Below are 17565 nucleotides of genomic sequence, written 5' to 3'. Positions count from 1 at the left end.
CGCTGACAACACCAACCACGAGTGCCGAATTGCCTGCTCCCGACCAGACGCCGGTCGCCGTTTCCATCGTCGTGCCGGTGCGCAACGAGGAGGACAATATCGCGCCGCTGATTGCCGAGATCGCGGCGGCGCTCGACGGCCGCTGGGTCTATGAGATGGTCTACGTCAATGACGGCTCGACCGACACCACCTCCGAGCGGCTGGTCGCGATCATGGCGCAGCGGCCCAATCTCAGGCAACTTCGCCACGCCGTGTCATCAGGCCAATCCGCAGCGGTGCGTAGCGGGGTACGTGCCGCGCGTGGGCTGATCGTGGCGACGCTCGACGGTGACGGACAGAACAATCCGGCGTTCCTGCCTGACCTGATCTCGGCGGTCGAGAGCGGAGGCGGCCATGTCGGCCTAGCCGCGGGCCAGCGGGTAGGCCGCAAGGACACCGGCTTCAAGAAAATGCAGTCGCGCATCGCCAACGTGGTGCGCGGCGCGATCTTGAGCGACGGCACCCGCGACACCGGCTGCGGATTGAAGGCCTTTCCGCGCGAGGTGTTCCTGTCGATGCCCTATTTCGACGGCCTGCACCGCTTCCTTCCGGCGCTGGTCCGCCGCGAGGGGTTCGAGATCGCCTATGTCGATGTCGTTGACCGTCCGCGCCATTCCGGCGTGTCGAATTACGGGTTCTTCGACCGGCTCTGGATCGGGATCATGGATCTCATGGGCGTGTGGTGGCTGATCCGCCGCAAGAAGCCGACGCCGGCCGTCACTGAAGTGACGGATGTCACCGAAGTGCCGGTCGTCGCTGAAGCGCCTGCTGTAACCGAGGTAAGGTGATGCTGATTCAATACGGCCAGGCGCTCAACGCCTATTTGTACGACGTGTTCGTCGCCAAGTTCGATTTCTGGCTGGCGTTCGGCCTCGTCGCGCAATTGCTGTTCACCGCGCGCTTCCTGGTGCAGTGGATCTCCAGCGAACGTGCCGGGCAGAGCGTGGTGCCGATGGCGTTCTGGTTCTTCTCGATGGGCGGCGGGTTGATGACGCTGGTCTACGGCCTCGCCAAGCGCGAGCCGGTGATCATCCTCGGCCAGGGCCTCGCCACCTTGATATATATCCGCAACATCATGCTGATCGTGAAGAATCGCGGCAAGGCGAAGGCAGTCGACCGTTGATCCTCGTGGACCTCCGGCAAGCGGGCACACGAGCCTTCTTTGGATTCCCTGTACCGCCGGCATTGATCGGCACAGCCTCAATTGCGACCGAATTGGACCGACGGTCAAACAATCGCCTCAGCGAGCATGCCATCTGTCATGACGGTTCGTCGCGGACGATCAGGCCGCTGGGGAGGCGGCGATCGCCTGCGGCGGGATGGTGAGCGGCTGGTGAGCGAACGTGTATTCGAGGAACTTGGGTGGGGTCCTGTTGGGTGACGAGCCGCCGCTGACCGGCGAAAGCGCGCTGCCAGATCGGCGAACGATTAGCTTCCGTTCGATGGCCGGCACAATTCTGATGGGGGTTGCCGCTGTAGCCTTGCTGAGTGGAGCGATTCGCGTAGCACTTGGCAGCCGCGCTCAATTCGCGATGTCGCCGATCGTTTCCTTTCAGCGCTTCACGCGGCAGGTTGTCGATGAGGAGCGGCGCGGTGACCGGTTGGATCGGAGGTCCGGCGGCAGGGACGGTGCTTCCGCGATCAGGATTGAGCAACTGAGTGATGCCGGCTCGGTCCGCCCGTTTACACGCGTGTCGGCGCGGCTCGCTGAGATCGATCCCGATCCACAACCGGAAGATCATGGCGAGGCGTCGAGAGATGGCGAGAACAGCCAGGACGCCAGCCAGCAAGGGTCGCTGCTTTCGCAATTGCCGGCCATTATACGCGTCGGCCCGTCACGCCGCGAACTGCCGAACAACGTCAGCTCTTATGCTGGCGATGAAGACGCGCCGCAGCCGCTGTCTTCCATCGAGGGGGCACTCAACGTAACCGTCCTTCCGGAGTCGCCTCCCTCGTCTGATACGCGTCGACATGTCGTTGTCGCCAGAAGCGGAGACACGCTGTCCGCCATTCTGAGCGCGGTGGCCGCGGGAACCGAGGACGAGCCGGCCATCCTGGCGGCTTTTCCGTGGCCAGGCGGCCGAGATACCCTGTCTGGTGGCGAGAAAATCACAGTCATCGAACAGAACGGGGACTCCGGCCTGGAGCCCAGCCACATCTTGAAAGTATCAATCGAACGAGCCGATTCCAGCGTTGTCGCTGTCGGTCGCTCGGATGCCGGCCAATACCAGGCGATCGTACCGGATCAGCCGGACATCGCCTCGCGGACCGAGCGATTGCTGCGCGATTCGGTCGACACACAGTCTGTCTCTGGCGAAACGCTGCGTGACGGGCTTAACGCGCTTGCACGCTCAAATCACGTCGACGAGGCGATCGTTGCTGAATTCACGCGCCTGTGCAGCCGCGATTTCGACCTCGACGGGCCGCTTGGCGGTGCTGACGTGGCCAAGATTATCTATGCCTCCAACGAACTTGGCCAACCCGAACTGGTCTTCGTCGATTTGACGGCGGGCGGGCAGACGCGGCGGTATTACCGCTTCACGGCGCCGGACGATGGCAGCTCGGATTTCTACGACGATGACGGACATTCCATCACCAGGTTTCTGTTGCGCAAGCCGGTCGTCAGCGGCCGCCTCGGCGACGGTTTCGGTTGGCGTATTCATCCGATCCTGGGTGACCGCCGGTTCCATGAGGGCGTCGATTTTGCGGCGCCTTACGGTTCGCCGATTGCGGCAGCGGGCGCCGGCGCCATCGAGACCGTAGGATACGAACGCGGTTACGGGAAATATGTAAGGGTGCTCCACGACCGTGGCTATGAGACCACCTATGCCCACATCGCTGGTGTCCCGCACGGGCTGAAGGTTGGCGACCGCGTTCGCCAGGGACAGACCATCGCCTATGTCGGATCGACCGGGCTCTCGACCGGACCGCATCTCTATTATGAGGTGCGGATCAACGGCCGCAACGTCGATCCTCTCCGGATGAAATTGTCAGGCGGTCGGGTGCTGCAGGGGGATCTCCGTGACGCCTTCGATCGCCATCGCGACAGCATCGATCAACTCGCTGCTGCCTCCGCGTTTCCACCGCGCCATTCCGGCTCCGAACATCAACCGCCCACGTAGCGATCCCACAGTGCAACCGGTTCCGATGGTCGGCGACGACTGACGCGATCGGCCGCGGTCTCGCCGGCGGCTTCGAGCACGGGAGGGCTCCGGCGGTAAATGAAGCTGAAAGACAACCGCTCAATTGCGAGACATTCCGCTAGGCAGTTCCCAATCTTTCCCCGCTATCACTGATGCAACGAAGATTGTCCAACAAAGGCTTGGGGATCAGGATGTTTGCAAATCGCCGCAAGAGCGAACGCCGCGTGTGCCGAAGTGTCGCCAAGATTCAGATGGGGACGGGCTCTCTGCCGCGTGACTGCATGATTACCGATATCTCGTCCGGCGGCGTCAAGGTGATCGCCGAATATCTCGAGATTCCGGAGGAGTTCACCATTATTCTCTCTTCCGGCAGCCAGCCGCGCCAATGCCGTCTGGCCTGGCGGATCGGGCACGAATTCGGTGCCCAGTTCGTCGACTGATCGCAGGCTCGATGCCAGGACGCGCGCAAAAGCGGCCGGCTTACCATCACGGTGGGTCGCCCGGTGATCGCGGCCGGATTGGTATGACGGCGACATAATGCCAAACTTAACCCGAACTTAGGGTTAAGCTGTGAGCATCCCGGAACCTTCGCTGTTCCGAGTCTCCGTTGATGTCCAAGAAATCATCCCGACAAATAAGCCGTGCGAGCCGTCTCGCCGGTGTGGCCGCGGCGGCGATCCTGCTGATCGGGCTGTCCGCGTGCCAGACGTCGGGACCATCTGACATCACTGGGTCATTGGGCGACAAGGCGGAGTCCAGCCAGGCCTCCGCCGATCCCCGGAGCGACCTTGAGACTTACCGCGACCGGGTCCGTGCCAACCCGAAAGACGTCGACGCCGCGGTGAAATACGCCAAGGCGTTGCGCGTCACCGGCCAGCAGGCGCAGGCGGTTGCCGTGATGGAGCAGGCGGTGCTTGCCCAGCCCAACAACAAGGCGCTGCTCGCAGGCTACGGACGCGCGCTCGCGGACAATGGCAATTTCCAGCAGGCCTTCGACGTGCTCGGGCGCGCTCACACCCCGGAAGATCCGGACTGGCGAATCCTGTCCGCGCAGGGCGCCGTGCTCGATCAGCTCGATCGCCATGACGAGGCGCGGCAATACTACGCGAGTGCGTTGAAGATCAGGCCGGACGAGGCTTCGGTGCTCTCCAATCTCGGCCTGTCCTACCTGCTGTCGAAGGACCTGCCGAAGGCGGAGGAGACGCTGCGCCGTGCCCGGGCGCACGCGCCCGGCGACATGCGTTTGCGAACCAATCTGGCCGTCGTGGTCGGCCTGCAGGGCCGCGAGCCCGAGGCCGAAACCATCATGAAGGCCGATTTGCCGCCGGATGAGGGCGTGGCCAACGTCGCCGTGCTGAAGAGGCTTCTGTCGCGCAAGGATGGCGGCCGGACCGACTCCGACAAAATTCCGATCGCCAGCCGCCACAACGACTAGGCTTTCGAGGCTACATCGCCGGAACCGGCGGTGATTATCCCGCGGCCCGGCGTCCGTCGTCGCGACGCGACTGCAGTTTCTTGAGGATCGGCGACAGGAACGACTCGCGCTGTTCGGCGAGGTCGGGACGGCCGGTCAGGCGCTGCGCGATCTGCAGGAAGGTCTTGGTGGTGCGGTGACGCGCGGACACTTCCGCGATCATCTGGCCGTTATTGGCGGCCTCACCGAACAGCCGGCAGTCGAACGGAATGGTCGCGATCGGCTGGCTCTCGATCGTCTTGGCGAAGTCCTTGACCTCGATTTCCGGGCGCTTCGGCATGCCGACCTGGTTGAGGCAGTACAGCGGCGGCCGGTCATTTGGGCGCGACGCCTTCAGCATGGTCATCATGTTCTTGGCGTTGCGCATGTTGGCGAGGTCAGGTTCGGCGACGATCAGGATGTCGTCGGCGCCGACCAGGGCGCGCTTGGTCCAGGCGGTCCATTGATGCGGGACGTCGAGCACGATGCAGGACGTGGCCATGCGCATGGTGTCGAAGATCGCATCGAACGCGTTGGCCCCGAAATCGTAGACCTGATCGAGGGTAGCCGGCGCCGCCAGCAGGCTGAGATGGTCGCCGCATTTGGAGAGCAGGCGCTCCATGTAGGCGGTATCGGGCCGTTCCGGCGAGAACACCGCGTTGGCGATGCCCTGCACCGGATCCTGGTTGTAATCGAGGCCGGCAGTACCGAAGGCGAGGTCGAGATCGACGACGACGGAGTCGAGGCCGATATCCCGCGCGATGGCCCAGGCGACGTTGTGGGCAACGGTCGATGCGCCGACGCCGCCCTTGGCTCCGGCGACCGCGATCAGGCGGCCGACCGAGACGGCTTCCGACGCCGAGAACAGGCTGCAGATCGAGCGCACGATATCGAGCACCTGAACCGGTCCGACGACGTAGTCGTTGACGCCGCGGCGCACCAGTTCGCGATAGGGGGCGACATCGCTCGGACTGCCGAGCACGACGACGCGCGTGCCGGGATCGCAGACCCCGGCGAGATCGTCGAGGCCGCCGAGGAAATCCTTGTCCGGCTCGGTCTCAAGCACAATGACGTTGGGCGTCGGAGCCTTGTGATAGGTATCGACCGCTGCGGCGATGCCGCCCATATGGACGGAGAGGTGAGCCTTGGCGAGCCGGCGGTCCTCGGCAGCGGCGCGTGCCGTCGCGGCGGTCGCGACACTGGCGCAGAAGGCCTGCACCGAAATGCGCGGCGCCGGCGCGATGTAATCGTTGGCGTGCGGTTGCTCGTCGTGTGATTGGGCGCTCATTTGCCTGCGTCGCTCAGTTTGGCCTTGTCGGTTTCGGGGTAGATGGTCGTGGTGGCGACGCCCTTGCGGTATTTGTCGAACGCGATGGCGCGGCGCGGCGCATAGACGGCGGTCTCGCTGCGCGGTTGTTCGAGGTCGGACGGATTGTCGATCATCGCCGCCAGGTTGCGCTGGGTGGCGCAGCCGAAATTGTAATATTCCTTGTTCTCGTTGTAGGCGGGATCGTACAGATTGGGACCGAGATCGGCCGGCCACAGCCCGCACGGACCGGCGACCGCTGCCATCTTGGGATAGCTCAGGCGGACGGTGGCGAGCGCGCGAGGATCGTCGGTGTGGTAGATCCGCTTGGTGATGGCGTGGGCGGGCACGCCCATCGACGCCAGCAGTCCGCGGATCTCCTGGTACACCGACTGCGCGGCGCGCGAGTTCGGCGTATCCGCCGGCACGTCGACGGCGATCGACCCGGTGCCTTCGCGGCGCCAGCTGCGGGCCAATCCCATGACGTCGTCGCGCTGCGTCTCGGTCAGGTTGCCGCGGGCGTGGCCGATGAACACGACGATGGACTGCTCGCCTTCGGTGACCGCGATCGGATGGCGCTGTCGATAGTCGTCGGGCACGGTCCCGGTCACGACGTCAGGGGTCGTGGTGTTGCAGCCGCCGAGCGCGGTCGCCGTGACCACGAGAGCCCCGAACAGCAGCAGCGTTCCGATGTGCCCGGTTTGTGTATTGCGTGTCATCTTGCGTCCCCCAACCCAAGGCCCTTGTCAGTCGATGATGAAGCCGAAATTGACCGGCGTGGCCCCGATCGGCTCGGCACGAGCGGCGACGCCATAGATGTGATTGATGCGCGCGAGCAGCGCCGACTGAGCGTCGGAGGCTGGAGCAAATCCGTCATCCGGACGGGACAGATCTTTCTGCGCAACGGCACGCACCACATAGGGCGTCACGATGACCATCAGTTCGGTCTCGTCGTTGACGAAGTCCTGGCTCCTGAAGAGCTGTCCAAAGATCGGGATCTGGTCCACACCGGGCATTCCGTTGACGGCCTGCTTGGTTTGCTTCTGGATCAAACCCGCCATCGCGATCGAGCCGCCGGAGGGGACCTCCAGGGTGGTGTCAGCGCGACGGGTCTTGATCGAGGGAATCGTCGTTCCGCCCTGACCACCGGTCAAAGCATTGTCCATTGAGACCTCGGACACTTCGGTCATCACCTTCAGGCTGATCCGACCTTCCGACAGAACCACCGGCGTGAAATTGAGCGAGATGCCGAATTTCTTGAAGCTGACCGTCTGGACGCAGTTTCCAATCGTGCCCGACGTCGTCGTTTGGCAGGTTACCCCGGTCGGAATCGGAAACTCGCCACCTGAAACGAACGTCGCGGACTCGCCGGAGATTGCCGTGAGATTCGGCTCCGCGAGAGTCCGCACCACGCCGGCGCTCTCCATTGCGCGCAATGTCGCGGTCACCGAAGGCAGACCCGCCTTGGTCAGTGCCGACGTACTCAATCCGTTGCCCGAGACCAGTGGGCCGTTGTTTGCGGTGAAAGGATTGCTGTTGTTGAAAACTACCGCCGCGGTGCCGTAGTTCATGCTGGCCCCGAGATCGACGCCCAATTGCTTGACGACGTCGCGTCGCACTTCGGCGACGGTGACCTTCAGCATCACCTGGTCGCGGCCGCGCACCACGATCGAATTGACGACCTTGTCGGCGCTGCCGACCAGTTTTGCCGCGATGTCGCCGGCCTGCTGGGCTTCGACCGGGCTCGACACCGAGCCGGTCAGCACCACGCTGTCGCCGACACCTTCGATCTGGACGCCCGGCAGCATCTGCTTCAGCGCGGCGCGCATGCCGTTGAGATCGCGCTTGATCGCGATGTCGTAGGAGGCGACCTGCCCACCGTCGGCGTCGAAGAACACCACATTGGTCTGGCCGACGGCGGCGCCGATGATGTAGGCGCGCTGCGCCGAGCGGATCACCGCGTTGGCGATCTTGGGGTCGGCGACCAGAACGTCCTTGGCCTCGCGCGGCAGGTCGACCACCACCGACTTGCCGACGCCGAGTGAAACAAAGCGCGTCTTGACCGGAATGCTGTCCGTCACGGCGACATCAGCGGTCTTGTCCGAATCTGCCGCGATGGCCGCAGGCAGCGTAGGGACCAGCGTTAGTGCTGCGACCGCCGAAAACGACAGCAAGCGAACCAGCCCGGTCCGCCCTGTCAGTTGTTTTGCACCCCACATCATATCGAAGTCCCCCACATCACTTCTGTGTCGTCTGAGAGCTGAGGATGCCGAAGCGAACCACACTGATGCTCTCGCCCCGCTTCGGGGCCTGTTCGTTGGTCGCGGTCTCGACCGCATTGTTGTTGACGTCGGCAATGCTGCGCAGCGCCAGCGTCAGGGTGCCGCTCTGCCGGGCGCGGGCGAGCGTCTCGGCCTGCTCGGGCTTGAGTTCAAGGGTTGCCGTCCTGCCGACGAGGGAGTTGCTGCCGTCTTTCTCCTTCGGAGCCTGGTCGATCGCGAGCACGCGGATATTGGTCAGCAGCGTTTCGGTGGTGACGGTGTCGGAACCGGCGCGATCGGGATTCTTGTCGCGTTTGGACAGGATTACGTCGACACGGTCGTTGGGCAGGATGAATCCGCCGGCGCCGGTCTCCGGTGTGATTTCCGTGGAGATCGCCCGCATGCCGGAGGGCAGGATCGCGGCCATGAAGCCGGAGCCGTTGGCTTTGACCAGCTTCTGCTCGCGGATTGGTTCGCCCACGATGAAGGGGGCGCGCGCGATCGCGCCGATGACCTCCTTCATGGCGTCGGCATTGGCGTCTTGGCGCATGAAGCCGTTGCTCGCGGTTTCAGCCGGCCAGCGCTGCCATTGCACGTCTTCCGGCTTGACCGTCTGACCGAGGCCGATGTCGGACCTGGCCACCAGCACCTCGACGGTCGGAAGCTGGACGACCGTCGCGACAGGAGCCGGTTTGTTGTTGTCGGTTCTGCTTGCGAGATACGTGGCCGCGAGGCCTGCGACGCCGGCGATGGCCAGGACCACGATGCGTGCCGTCTTCATGCGATTGTCTGAATGCCTTTGCCAGCCGGCGGTCGCACCTGCGGTGCGGACAGCCCTTCCCGGGAGCATGACTACGGCAGCAAAGGTGTAAGGGAACTTGCCAGCCGGCTTGGCGGATCAATGGATTGGTGGGGATGGTGAACGGCGGGTTATCGGCATCGTCGCAATCCCGCAAAATCGCGGGGGCGGTCTGTGATCGACGCGCGAAGCGCCGATCACGATGCGAAGTCGCGCAGCGCAGCCGTGGTTAATATCGTCTAACGCCTCCGCAACGCGCGCGGATCAGAGCGCGGCTTTCAGCGCCGCAAATCCGCGATCGAGGTCGGCCTTGAGGTCGTCGACACTCTCGAGCCCGATATGCAGCCGCAGCGCCGGGCCACCCGGCGCCCATTTGGTGGCGGTGCGATAGTCGTTGCAATCGAACGGGACGACGAGGCTCTCGAAGCCGCCCCAGGAAAAGCCCATGCCGAATAGCCTGACCGTGTTGAGCAGGGCGTTGACCGCTTCTTGCGGCACCGGCTTCAGGACGATGCTGAACAGGCCGGAAGCGCCGGTGAAGTCGCGCTTCCAGATGGCGTGCCCGGGATCGGTTTCGAGGCCAGGATGCAGCACGCGGTCGACTTCCGGCCGCAACGCAAGCCAGCGCGCCATGTCGAGCGCGGAGCGGTGGTGCTGTGCGAGCCGCACCGACAGCGTGCGGACGCCGCGCAGCGCGAGATAGACGTCGTCGGGACCAGTGCAAACGCCGAGCAGGCGGATGCCTTCCGAGACCAGAGGCCACGCCTTTGCGTTGGCCGAGATGGTGCCGAACATGATGTCGGAATGGCCGCCGATATATTTGGTCGCGGCCTGCATGCTGATGTCGACGCCCTGCTCGAGCGAGCGGTGATAGAGCGGGGTCGCCCAGGTGTTGTCGTCGATCATGAGCGCGCCGCGGGCATGGGCCACGGCCGAGATCGCGGGGACGTCGGGCATCTCGAAGGATTGCGAGCCGGGCGCCTCGACCAGCACTGCGCGGGTGTTGGGCTTGAACAGCGTTTCGATACCGGCGCCGGCCAGGGGATCAAAATACGTGGTCTCGATCCCGTAGCGCGCCAGCATGCCGGTGCAGAAATTGCGCGTGGGCCGGTAGACGTTGTCGCAGACCAGCAAATGGTCGCCGGCCTTCAGCACCGCGAGCAGGGTGGTGCTGATGGCAGCCAGCCCGGACGGCGCAAGGCCGACGCCGGCGCATTGCGGCCCTTCCAGCGCCATCAGCACATCCTGCAGCGCCCGGGTGGTTGGGCTGCCGTGGCGGCCATAGGTGAATTCGCCGCGATGGGCGTGGAGATCTTCGGCGGTTGGATAGAGCACGGTCGAGCCATGGAACACCGGCGGATTGACGAAGCCTTTTTGGGCCTTGGTGTCACGGCCGGCCGTGACCAGCCGGGTTGCGGGATGTTGCTGATAGGAGGGGGCGGAGCCGTCGGAGGAGGTCATGGGTCGCAGCCGTTAGACTTTTTGCCGCGGCCGCCACACGTCGGGAGGACGGGGTCGCGCCGGGGGGTGTTACTAACAAGACGCAGAAGACGCACGTCAACCCCTTGACCCGGCTCGCCAGTCGCTATGTGATGCGCCGCAACTACCAGTCGCCGCACGTTGAGGGGCCTGCCGCGACCTTCGATCCTTTGCCTGACCATTTTGCACGTCAAACTGCCGGTCAGACCAGCATTTTTTGCTGCAGGGGATCATGGGGTTGGCCCGTGAGCGCCAGGCGATCAAAAGCAACGTCCACGGACGACCTTGAAAGGCCCCCGCATGAAACGCGTTTCCCTGGCTCTCACCCTTGCTGCCGCCGCTGCCCTGTCGGTTCAGGCCGCTTCGGCACAAACCCTCAAAACCATCAAGGACCGGGGCATGCTGTCCTGTGGCGTCAGCCAGGGCCTGCCAGGATTTTCATCACCCGATGACAAGGGGAACTGGACCGGGATCGACGTCGACGTCTGCCGGGCGATTGCCGCCGCGGTGCTCGACGACCCGACCAAGATCAAGTTCGTGCCGCTGTCGGCCAAGGATCGCTTCACGGCGCTGCAATCCGGCGAAATCGACGTGCTGTCGCGCAATACCACCTGGACGGTGTCGCGCGACACCTCGCTCGGCGCCAATTTCACCGGCGTGACCTATTATGACGGGCAGGGCTTCATGGTGAAGAAGTCGCTCAAGGTCAATTCGGCGCTCGAGCTGAACAGCGCCTCGGTCTGCGTGCAGACCGGCACCACGACGGAACAGAACCTCGCCGACTTCTTCAAGGGCAACAACATGAAGTACGAGGTGATCGCGTTCGGCAGCATTGACGAAGCGGTCAAGGCCTATGAATCCGGACGCTGCGACGTCTTCACCGACGACGCCTCCGGGCTCTATGCCAGCCGGCTGAAGCTCGCGAACCCCGCCGATCACATCGTGCTTCCGGAAATCATCTCCAAGGAACCGCTGGGGCCGATGGTGCGCCACGGCGACGACCAGTGGTTCGACATCGTGAAATGGACACTGTTCGCGATGATCAACGCCGAGGAGCTCGGCATCACCCAGCAGAACGTCGATGCGATGCTCAAATCCGACAAGCCGGAGATGAAGCGGGTGCTGGGCACCGACGGCAATCTCGGCGAACAGCTCGGCCTCACCAAGGACTGGGTGGTGCGCATCGTGAAGGCGGTCGGCAATTACGGCGAAACCTTCGAGCGCAATGTCGGCACCGGATCGCCGCTCGGAATCGCCCGTGGCGTCAACAATCTCTGGAACAAGGGCGGGATCCAGTACGCGCCTCCGATCCGCTGATCGGTCCGAGCCAACGGCTGCAGCGATGAGCATCGCGCCCCGAAAACCCCCGCTGCAATTTGTCCTCAGGCTGAAGCGTGCGCTTGGTGGCAAGGCCGGCTGGAACGGGTTGGCCGTCCAGATTGGCTTCGCCGCGATCCTGGCGTGGATCGCCTATGAGATCGTGGCGAACGCCCACGCAAACCTGCAAACCCAGCACATTGCGTCGGGGTTCGGCTTCCTCAACTACAATGCGGGCTTTGACGTCAGTCAGAGCCTGATCGCCTACAACAATTCCGATACCTACTGGCGGGTGTTCTTCGTCGGCCTGTTGAACACGCTGGTGGTCTCGGTGATCGGAATTGTCTTCGCCACCGCGATCGGATTTGCGGTGGCGCTCTGCCGGTTGTCGCCGAACTGGCTGCTGTCGCGGATCGGCGGCATCTATGTCGAGATCATCCGGAACCTGCCGCTCTTGTTCCAGATCCTGTTCTGGTATCTCGCGGTGCTGGCGGCGCTGCCGGCGCCGCGGCAGAGCATCTCGATCTTCAGTACGTTCTTCCTCAACAATCGCGGCCTGATCGTGCCGCGGCCGATCAGTGAGCCGGGGCTCGATCCGTTCCTGGTCGCGCTCGCGGTCGGTATCCTTGCGGCGCTGGGCTTGCGGCGCTACGCGCGGCGCGCACTGTTCCAGCGGGGACAGATGATCCGGATCTGGCCGTATGTGCTGGGTCTCGTCGTCGGCCTGCCGCTGGTCACGATGCTGGTCTTCGGCCGGCCGTTCACCTTCGAGCTCCCGCAGCTGAAGGGCTTCAACTTCGCCGGCGGCGCTGGGGTCATCCCCGAATTCGTTGCGCTGACGGTGGCGTTGTCGACCTACACGGCGGCCTTCATCGCCGAGATCGTCCGCGCCGGCATCATATCGGTCCACAAGGGACAGATGGAGGCGGGTTCGTCTCTTGGCTTGAGCCGCGGCACAACGTTGCGGCTGATCGTGGTGCCGCAGGCGATGCGCGTCATCGTGCCGCCGCTGACCAACCAGTACCTCAATCTCACCAAGAACTCGTCGCTTGCGGTCGCCATCGGCTATCCGGATCTTGTGTCGGTCTTTGCCGGCACCGCCGTGAGCCAGACCGGGCAGGCCATCGAGATCATCGCGATGACGATGGGCGTCTACCTGCTGCTCTCGCTGACGACGAGCGCCGTCATGAGCATCTATGGCTGGCGCATCAACCGGAGCCTGGCGGCATGACGGACATCACGGCGGCGTCCTACGTTCGGCAGGATCTGGTGCCCGAGCGTCCGGCGCCGACGAAGACCACCGGCTTCGTCGGCTTCGTGCGTACGCGCCTCCTGAACTCGCCGGGCAACATCCTGCTCACGATCCTCGGGCTGTTGCTGCTCTGGTACATCATCATCCCGGCGCTCAAGTTCCTGCTGGTCGACGCGGTCTGGATCGGCAAGGACCGCACCGCTTGCCTCGCCGAGAAGGCGGGACACGAGGTCGGCGCCTGCTGGCCCTACATCCATGCGAAGCTGACACAGCTGATCTATGGGTTCTATCCGGAAGCCCAGCGCTGGCGCGTCAACCTGACCTTTCTGCTGGGTGCCGTGCTGCTGCTGCCGCTGCTGATTCCGCGCCTGCCGGCCAAGGGCCTGAACTCCGGCCTGTTCTTCTTCGCGTTTCCGGTGGTGGCATTCTTCCTGCTGCATGGCGGCGGCTTCGCCGGCTTCGGCGTGAGCTGGACGGCCGGCCTGCTGCAACTGTTCGAGCAGAGCATCAGTGACGCGGGTAAGGCCCTGGTTAACGTCAGCCAGACCTCGGCGATCGGTCCGCTGCTGTGGGTGATCGGCAAGCTGATCGTCCTGATCGGCCTTTTGATCCATTGGCTGGTCTTTCCGCTGACTTGGCTCCGTGATCAGATGCAGCTCTCGTCACAGCCGCTCTGGAGCGATTTTCTCGTCACGGCCGTGATCGTCTCCGTTGCTCTGTTTGTCCTCGGCGGCGGCGTCCGGACCGGCCGCAGGTCGTTGATCGGCAGCCTGGTGACGTTTGCCGGATTGGCTGTCGTCATCAAGCTGATGGGGCTCGATCGCGGCGGGTTTCCGCTGGTCGATACGCGGCTGTGGGGTGGCCTTCTGGTGACGCTGGTCATCGCCATCACCGGCATTGTCGCCTCGATGCCGATCGGGATCGCACTTGCACTGGGCCGCCGCTCGACCATCCCGCTGATCCGGATATTCTCGATCACCTTCATCGAATTCTGGCGCGGCGTGCCGCTGATCACGGTTCTGTTCTTCGCGACCTACATGCTGCCGCTGTTCGTGCCGGGCAATTTCACCGTGGACGGCCTGTTGCGTGCCCTGATCGGCGTGGCGCTGTTTACGGGCGCCTATATGGCCGAGGTGATCCGCGGTGGCCTCGCGGCGGTAGCGCGCGGGCAGGCGGAGGCCGCATCTGCTTTGGGCCTGTCGTGGTGGAAGACGACGTCGCTCATCGTGTTGCCGCAGGCGCTGCGCTACGTCATTCCGGGCATCGTCGGCAGTTTCATCTCGCTGTTCAAGGATACGTCGCTGGTGTCGATCGTCGCGCTGTTCGATCTGCTGGGCTCGTTGCGCGCGTCGTTCTCCGATCCGATCTGGACCACGCCGACGACGGCGTTCACGGGCTTCGCCTTCGCCGGCATGATCTACTTCGTGTTCTGCTTTGGAATGTCGCGCTACTCGCTCTTCGTCGAAAACCGGCTCAACGCCCATCGCCGCAACTGAACAGGGTTACTATGTCCACCGATCCGATCGTCAACATCTCCAGCCTCAACAAGTGGTACGGCGACTTCCACGTGCTGCGCGACATCAACCTCGGTGTCGGCAAGGGCGAGCGCATCGTGATTTGCGGCCCATCAGGCTCGGGCAAGTCGACCCTGATCCGTTGCATCAACGCTCTGGAGGAATTCCAGGAAGGCGAGATCGTCGTCGATGGCATCGATCTCGGCCCGAACCTGCGCCGCGTCGACGAGGTTCGCCGCGAAGTCGGCATGGTGTTCCAGAGCTTTAATCTGTTTCCGCATCTGACCGTGCTCGACAATTGCACGCTGGCGCCAATCTGGGTGCGCAACATCCCGAAGAAGGATGCCGAGGCGGCCGCGATGAAGTTCCTCGAGCGCGTCAAGATCCCCCATCAGGCTAACAAGTTTCCCGGCCAGATGTCGGGCGGTCAGCAGCAGCGCGTCGCAATCGCCCGCGCGCTGACCATGAATCCCAAGGTGATGCTGTTCGACGAGCCGACCTCGGCACTCGATCCGGAAATGGTCAAGGAAGTGCTCGACACCATGGTCGATCTCGCCAAGGAGGGCATGACCATGCTGGTCGTGACCCACGAAATGGGCTTTGCCCGCGAGGTCGCCAACCGCGTCGTGTTCATGGACGCCGGCCAGATCATCGAGTCCAACACGCCGCAGGAATTCTTCGCCAACCCGCAGCACGCACGGTCGAAGCTGTTCTTGAGTCAGATTCTGAGATGAGCGAATAGGGCGTAGCGAATGGCGAATGGATTTTGCTATTCGCTACTCACCATTCGCTATTCGCGCCTCAAACGAACGGCAGCTCGATCTTGGTGCGCTTCTCGAGCCATTCCGGCACCGGCAGGTTCTTCGAGCGCATGAAATCCGGATTGAACAGCTTTGACTGATAGCGGCCGCCGGAGTCGCAGAGGATCGTGACGATGGTCTTGCCGGGGCCGAGCTTCCTGGCGAGCCGAATGGCTCCGGCGACGTTGATGCCGGTCGAGCCACCAAGGCACAGTCCCTCGTGCTCGAGCAATTCGTAGATCACCGGCACCGCTTCCTCGTCGGGGATCAGGAACGCATCGTCGACCTTCGCGGTCTCGATGATCGGGGTGATGCGGCCAAGCCCGATGCCCTCGGTGATCGAGCCGCCCGGCGTCACCTTGGGCTCGCCGTGCTTGAACAGCTCGTACATCGCGGCACCGCGTGGATCGGCGCAGGCGGTCGTGATGTTTGGGTTCTCCTCCTTCAGATACCGGCTGATGCCGGCGAGGGTGCCGCCGCTGCCGACGGAGCAGATGAAGCCGTCCAGCTTGCCGCCGGTCTGCTCCCAGATCTCGGGGCCGGTGGATTCGTAGTGCGCCTTGGCGTTGTCGAGGTTGTTCCACTGGTCGGCGAACAGGACGCCGTTCGGCTCGTTCTTGCGGAGTTGATCGGCAAGCCGCTTGCCGAGATGCTGGTAGTTGTTCGGGTTGGAGAAGGGCAGTGCCGGAGCCTCCACGAGCTCGGCGCCGCACAGTCGCAGGAAGTCCTTCTTTTCCTGGCTCTGGGTCTCCGGAATGACGATCAGGGTGCGATAGCCGCGCGCGCTCGCGACGACTGCCAGTCCAATGCCGGTATTGCCCGCAGTCGACTCGACCACGAGCCCGCCCGGCTTGAGTTCACCCCGCTTCTCGGCTTCCAGGATCATCCATTTGCCGGCGCGGTCCTTGACCGACTGGCCGGGATTCATGAACTCGGCCTTGCCGAGAATGGTGCAGCCGGTCAGTTCGGACGCGCGGTTCAGCTTGATCAGTGGCGTGTTGCCGATCGCTTCGATGACGTCTTTGTTGAATATCATGTCGGGGGTATTCTCTTGCCGGTCGGTGTTGTGCTTCTGCCGGAAATTAGTGTGCCCATCGCAAAAGGGGAAGGCTTTTGCATTGCGGCGAAATTGGCGGGACAACCTGCGTTAGCCAGTCTGCTACGTAGGCCAGAGCATAATGGAAGATTGTTTTGAGCGAGCGCTGCGATCTGGCCAAATCTTGCTGCAAATCGCCGTTCCGCATCAAATCGTCGATCACCCCTGATGCGATCAACTCAGGACGATCGCTCGACCTTGTACAGCCCCACATTGAGGGCAGCGATCTCAAAACCGAGCCTGCATAGGCGAGGTAGTATTCCCACATCCGCTTGAAGCGGAGGTCGAAGCCGAGTGCTTCGATCTCCGGCCACGCATCCATGAACCGGCCGTGCCATTCTGCAAGGGTGCGCGCGTAGCCGTCGGCAAAGAACACCGACGAAACAAGCCGTAGTCCGGAGTTCTTCACTTCGCGCTCAACGATTCCGATAGGTAGAAGGCAATTGCTGGAGGCAAGTTGACGTAAGCCAACAGGATGTCGCCGACCGTCGGACGGTATGGTCGGCTCGCCATGGTCCCAAGCCGGACCATATCGCAAAGCACGAAGACCGCGAGCGTCGACAGGTAGGCGTAGGGATAGATCATTGTGGGGGTCTGGGCGCGCTGATCGCGATGTATATCGTGCTCGGCGTGCTCTATGAGAGCCTGGCGCATCCGATCACGATCATCTCGACCTTGCCCTCGGCCGGTCTCGGGGCGCTGCTGGTCACCAAGACGCCGCTGACGGTGATCGCCTTCGTCGGAATTATCCTGTTGATCGGCATCGTCAAGAAGAACGGCATCATGATGGTCGATTTCGCGCTGGACGCGGAGCGCCATCAGGGATTGTCGTCGCGGGACGCGATCTTCGAGGCCTGCCAGGCGCGCTTCCGACCCATTCTGATGACGACGATGGCCGCGCTGTTCGCCGGCATCCCGCTGGTGATTGCCTCAGGGCCAGGCACCGAGCTGCGCCGTCCGCTCGGCATCACCATCATCGGCGGCCTGTTCGTGTCGCAGATCCTCACCCTCTACACGACGCCGGTGATCTATCTCCTGATCGACCGGCTGCGCCAGCATTCAGCGCCATCAGCGGTCCAGGCACCGGCGGAATAGTTTCAATTGGC

The 17565-nt window shown here is 63.5% G+C and carries 18 protein-coding genes and 1 pseudogene; 10 read left to right on the top strand and 9 right to left on the bottom strand.

Going from position 1 to position 17565, the window contains the following annotated elements:
* The first annotated feature begins 29 nt into the window (after positions 1 to 29).
* Together ACP2YO_RS25055 and ACP2YO_RS25050 are read left to right on the top strand one after the other, a co-directional pair.
* Positions 30 to 827 carry a glycosyltransferase family 2 protein gene (locus tag ACP2YO_RS25055; RefSeq protein ID WP_426433850.1) on the top strand — a complete coding sequence of 266 codons (798 nt, stop codon included), beginning with the start codon at positions 30 to 32 and terminating at the stop codon, positions 825 to 827.
* Positions 827 to 1162, top strand: a complete 336-nt coding sequence (locus tag ACP2YO_RS25050; RefSeq protein ID WP_426433849.1) for a lipid-A-disaccharide synthase N-terminal domain-containing protein — start codon at positions 827 to 829, stop codon at positions 1160 to 1162. Before ACP2YO_RS25055 ends, ACP2YO_RS25050 begins: the two co-directional genes overlap by 1 nt.
* A gap of 136 nt (positions 1163 to 1298) precedes the next feature.
* Here the strand turns inward: ACP2YO_RS25050 and ACP2YO_RS25045 are convergent, their stop codons facing one another.
* Positions 1299 to 1829 (bottom strand): hypothetical protein, encoded by a 531-nt coding sequence (locus ACP2YO_RS25045; protein WP_426433848.1) that lies wholly within the window; start codon positions 1827 to 1829, stop codon positions 1299 to 1301.
* 369 nt (positions 1830 to 2198) lie between these two features.
* Here ACP2YO_RS25045 and ACP2YO_RS25040 point away from each other — a divergent pair, with 369 nt between their 5' ends.
* The 3 genes from ACP2YO_RS25040 (at position 2199) to ACP2YO_RS25030 (ending at position 4617) form a co-directional block, all read left to right on the top strand.
* The gene (locus ACP2YO_RS25040) at positions 2199 to 3161 is read left to right on the top strand and encodes a M23 family metallopeptidase (protein WP_426433847.1); all 963 of its coding nucleotides are present in this window, start codon (positions 2199 to 2201) and stop codon (positions 3159 to 3161) included.
* A gap of 212 nt (positions 3162 to 3373) precedes the next feature.
* A complete protein-coding gene (locus ACP2YO_RS25035) occupies positions 3374 to 3622 on the top strand; it encodes a PilZ domain-containing protein (protein WP_426433846.1) in 249 nt (82 codons plus the stop codon).
* A 170-nt stretch (positions 3623 to 3792) separates the two neighbouring features.
* Positions 3793 to 4617: a tetratricopeptide repeat protein gene (locus ACP2YO_RS25030; protein ID WP_426433845.1), complete on the top strand. Its 825-nt coding sequence runs from the start codon at positions 3793 to 3795 to the stop codon at positions 4615 to 4617.
* 34 nt (positions 4618 to 4651) lie between these two features.
* On the opposite strand, the gene ACP2YO_RS25025 is transcribed toward ACP2YO_RS25030, so the two are convergent.
* From ACP2YO_RS25025 to metC, 5 genes are all read right to left on the bottom strand, one after another.
* Positions 4652 to 5923 carry an AAA family ATPase gene (locus ACP2YO_RS25025; protein WP_426433844.1) on the bottom strand — a complete coding sequence of 424 codons (1272 nt, stop codon included), beginning with the start codon at positions 5921 to 5923 and terminating at the stop codon, positions 4652 to 4654.
* Positions 5920 to 6660 (bottom strand): CpaD family pilus assembly protein, encoded by a 741-nt coding sequence (locus ACP2YO_RS25020; protein WP_426433843.1) that lies wholly within the window; start codon positions 6658 to 6660, stop codon positions 5920 to 5922. Before ACP2YO_RS25020 ends, ACP2YO_RS25025 begins: the two co-directional genes overlap by 4 nt.
* A 27-nt stretch (positions 6661 to 6687) precedes the next feature.
* The gene (locus ACP2YO_RS25015) at positions 6688 to 8163 is read right to left on the bottom strand and encodes a type II and III secretion system protein family protein (RefSeq protein ID WP_426443310.1); all 1476 of its coding nucleotides are present in this window, start codon (positions 8161 to 8163) and stop codon (positions 6688 to 6690) included.
* Positions 8164 to 8179: 16 nt separating this feature from the next.
* Positions 8180 to 8983, bottom strand: a complete 804-nt coding sequence (cpaB, locus tag ACP2YO_RS25010) for a Flp pilus assembly protein CpaB (protein ID WP_426433842.1) — start codon at positions 8981 to 8983, stop codon at positions 8180 to 8182.
* Positions 8984 to 9265: 282 nt separating this feature from the next.
* Entirely contained in the window at positions 9266 to 10462 is a 1197-nt protein-coding gene (gene metC, locus ACP2YO_RS25005; protein ID WP_426433841.1) for a cystathionine beta-lyase, read from the bottom strand.
* Positions 10463 to 10780: 318 nt separating this feature from the next.
* Between metC and ACP2YO_RS25000 the strand changes: the two genes are divergently transcribed.
* The 4 genes from ACP2YO_RS25000 to ACP2YO_RS24985 are packed head-to-tail and all read left to right on the top strand — an operon-like array spanning position 10781 to position 15297.
* A complete protein-coding gene (locus ACP2YO_RS25000) occupies positions 10781 to 11797 on the top strand; it encodes an amino acid ABC transporter substrate-binding protein (protein WP_426433840.1) in 1017 nt (338 codons plus the stop codon).
* A gap of 25 nt (positions 11798 to 11822) precedes the next feature.
* A complete protein-coding gene (locus ACP2YO_RS24995; RefSeq protein ID WP_426433839.1) occupies positions 11823 to 13028 on the top strand; it encodes an amino acid ABC transporter permease in 1206 nt (401 codons plus the stop codon).
* Complete coding sequence (locus ACP2YO_RS24990) at positions 13025 to 14545, top strand: amino acid ABC transporter permease (RefSeq protein WP_426433838.1); 1521 nt, start codon at positions 13025 to 13027, stop codon at positions 14543 to 14545. The genes ACP2YO_RS24995 and ACP2YO_RS24990 overlap by 4 nt, the downstream gene beginning before the upstream one ends.
* A gap of 11 nt (positions 14546 to 14556) precedes the next feature.
* On the top strand, positions 14557 to 15297 hold the full coding sequence (locus ACP2YO_RS24985; protein ID WP_426433836.1) for an amino acid ABC transporter ATP-binding protein: 741 nt from the start codon (positions 14557 to 14559) through the stop codon (positions 15295 to 15297).
* 67 nt (positions 15298 to 15364) lie between these two features.
* Here ACP2YO_RS24985 and ACP2YO_RS24980 read toward each other — a convergent pair whose 3' ends face one another.
* The 3 genes from ACP2YO_RS24980 to ACP2YO_RS24970 are packed head-to-tail and all read right to left on the bottom strand — an operon-like array spanning position 15365 to position 17044.
* Entirely contained in the window at positions 15365 to 16399 is a 1035-nt protein-coding gene (locus ACP2YO_RS24980; protein WP_426433834.1) for a cysteine synthase A, read from the bottom strand.
* Positions 16400 to 16445: 46 nt separating this feature from the next.
* A complete protein-coding gene (locus ACP2YO_RS24975) occupies positions 16446 to 16868 on the bottom strand; it encodes a class I SAM-dependent methyltransferase (protein ID WP_426433832.1) in 423 nt (140 codons plus the stop codon).
* Positions 16865 to 17044 carry a DUF2177 family protein gene (locus ACP2YO_RS24970; RefSeq protein ID WP_426433830.1) on the bottom strand — a complete coding sequence of 60 codons (180 nt, stop codon included), beginning with the start codon at positions 17042 to 17044 and terminating at the stop codon, positions 16865 to 16867. Before ACP2YO_RS24970 ends, ACP2YO_RS24975 begins: the two co-directional genes overlap by 4 nt.
* A gap of 9 nt (positions 17045 to 17053) precedes the next feature.
* On the opposite strand from ACP2YO_RS24970, the pseudogene ACP2YO_RS24965 reads away from it, so the two are divergent.
* Positions 17054 to 17554 (top strand): annotated as a pseudogene (locus tag ACP2YO_RS24965) (efflux RND transporter permease subunit); the annotation flags it as partial.
* Positions 17555 to 17565: the final 11 nt, after the last annotated feature.

Source organism: Bradyrhizobium genosp. P, from assembly GCF_049949265.1.
In the GTDB taxonomy this organism is placed as follows: domain Bacteria; phylum Pseudomonadota; class Alphaproteobacteria; order Rhizobiales; family Xanthobacteraceae; genus Bradyrhizobium.
This window is presented reverse-complemented; position numbering and strand designations above follow the sequence as displayed.

Excerpts from the sequence above, each read along its gene's own strand:
- ACP2YO_RS25020 (WP_426433843.1), bottom strand. The coding sequence starts at position 6,660 with ATGACACGCAATACACAAACCGGGCACATCGGAACGCTGCTGCTGTTC.
- ACP2YO_RS24985 (WP_426433836.1), top strand. The coding sequence starts at position 14,557 with ATGTCCACCGATCCGATCGTCAACATCTCCAGCCTCAACAAGTGGTAC.
- metC (WP_426433841.1), bottom strand. The coding sequence starts at position 10,462 with ATGACCTCCTCCGACGGCTCCGCCCCCTCCTATCAGCAACATCCCGCA.
- ACP2YO_RS25035 (WP_426433846.1), top strand. The coding sequence starts at position 3,374 with ATGTTTGCAAATCGCCGCAAGAGCGAACGCCGCGTGTGCCGAAGTGTC.
- ACP2YO_RS25025 (WP_426433844.1), bottom strand. The coding sequence starts at position 5,923 with ATGAGCGCCCAATCACACGACGAGCAACCGCACGCCAACGATTACATC.
- ACP2YO_RS24995 (WP_426433839.1), top strand. The coding sequence starts at position 11,823 with ATGAGCATCGCGCCCCGAAAACCCCCGCTGCAATTTGTCCTCAGGCTG.
- ACP2YO_RS24970 (WP_426433830.1), bottom strand. The coding sequence starts at position 17,044 with ATGATCTATCCCTACGCCTACCTGTCGACGCTCGCGGTCTTCGTGCTT.
- ACP2YO_RS24990 (WP_426433838.1), top strand. The coding sequence starts at position 13,025 with ATGACGGACATCACGGCGGCGTCCTACGTTCGGCAGGATCTGGTGCCC.
- ACP2YO_RS25000 (WP_426433840.1), top strand. The coding sequence starts at position 10,781 with ATGAAACGCGTTTCCCTGGCTCTCACCCTTGCTGCCGCCGCTGCCCTG.
- ACP2YO_RS25015 (WP_426443310.1), bottom strand. The coding sequence starts at position 8,163 with ATGATGTGGGGTGCAAAACAACTGACAGGGCGGACCGGGCTGGTTCGC.
- cpaB (WP_426433842.1), bottom strand. The coding sequence starts at position 8,983 with ATGAAGACGGCACGCATCGTGGTCCTGGCCATCGCCGGCGTCGCAGGC.
- ACP2YO_RS25030 (WP_426433845.1), top strand. The coding sequence starts at position 3,793 with ATGTCCAAGAAATCATCCCGACAAATAAGCCGTGCGAGCCGTCTCGCC.
- ACP2YO_RS25050 (WP_426433849.1), top strand. The coding sequence starts at position 827 with ATGCTGATTCAATACGGCCAGGCGCTCAACGCCTATTTGTACGACGTG.
- ACP2YO_RS24980 (WP_426433834.1), bottom strand. The coding sequence starts at position 16,399 with ATGATATTCAACAAAGACGTCATCGAAGCGATCGGCAACACGCCACTG.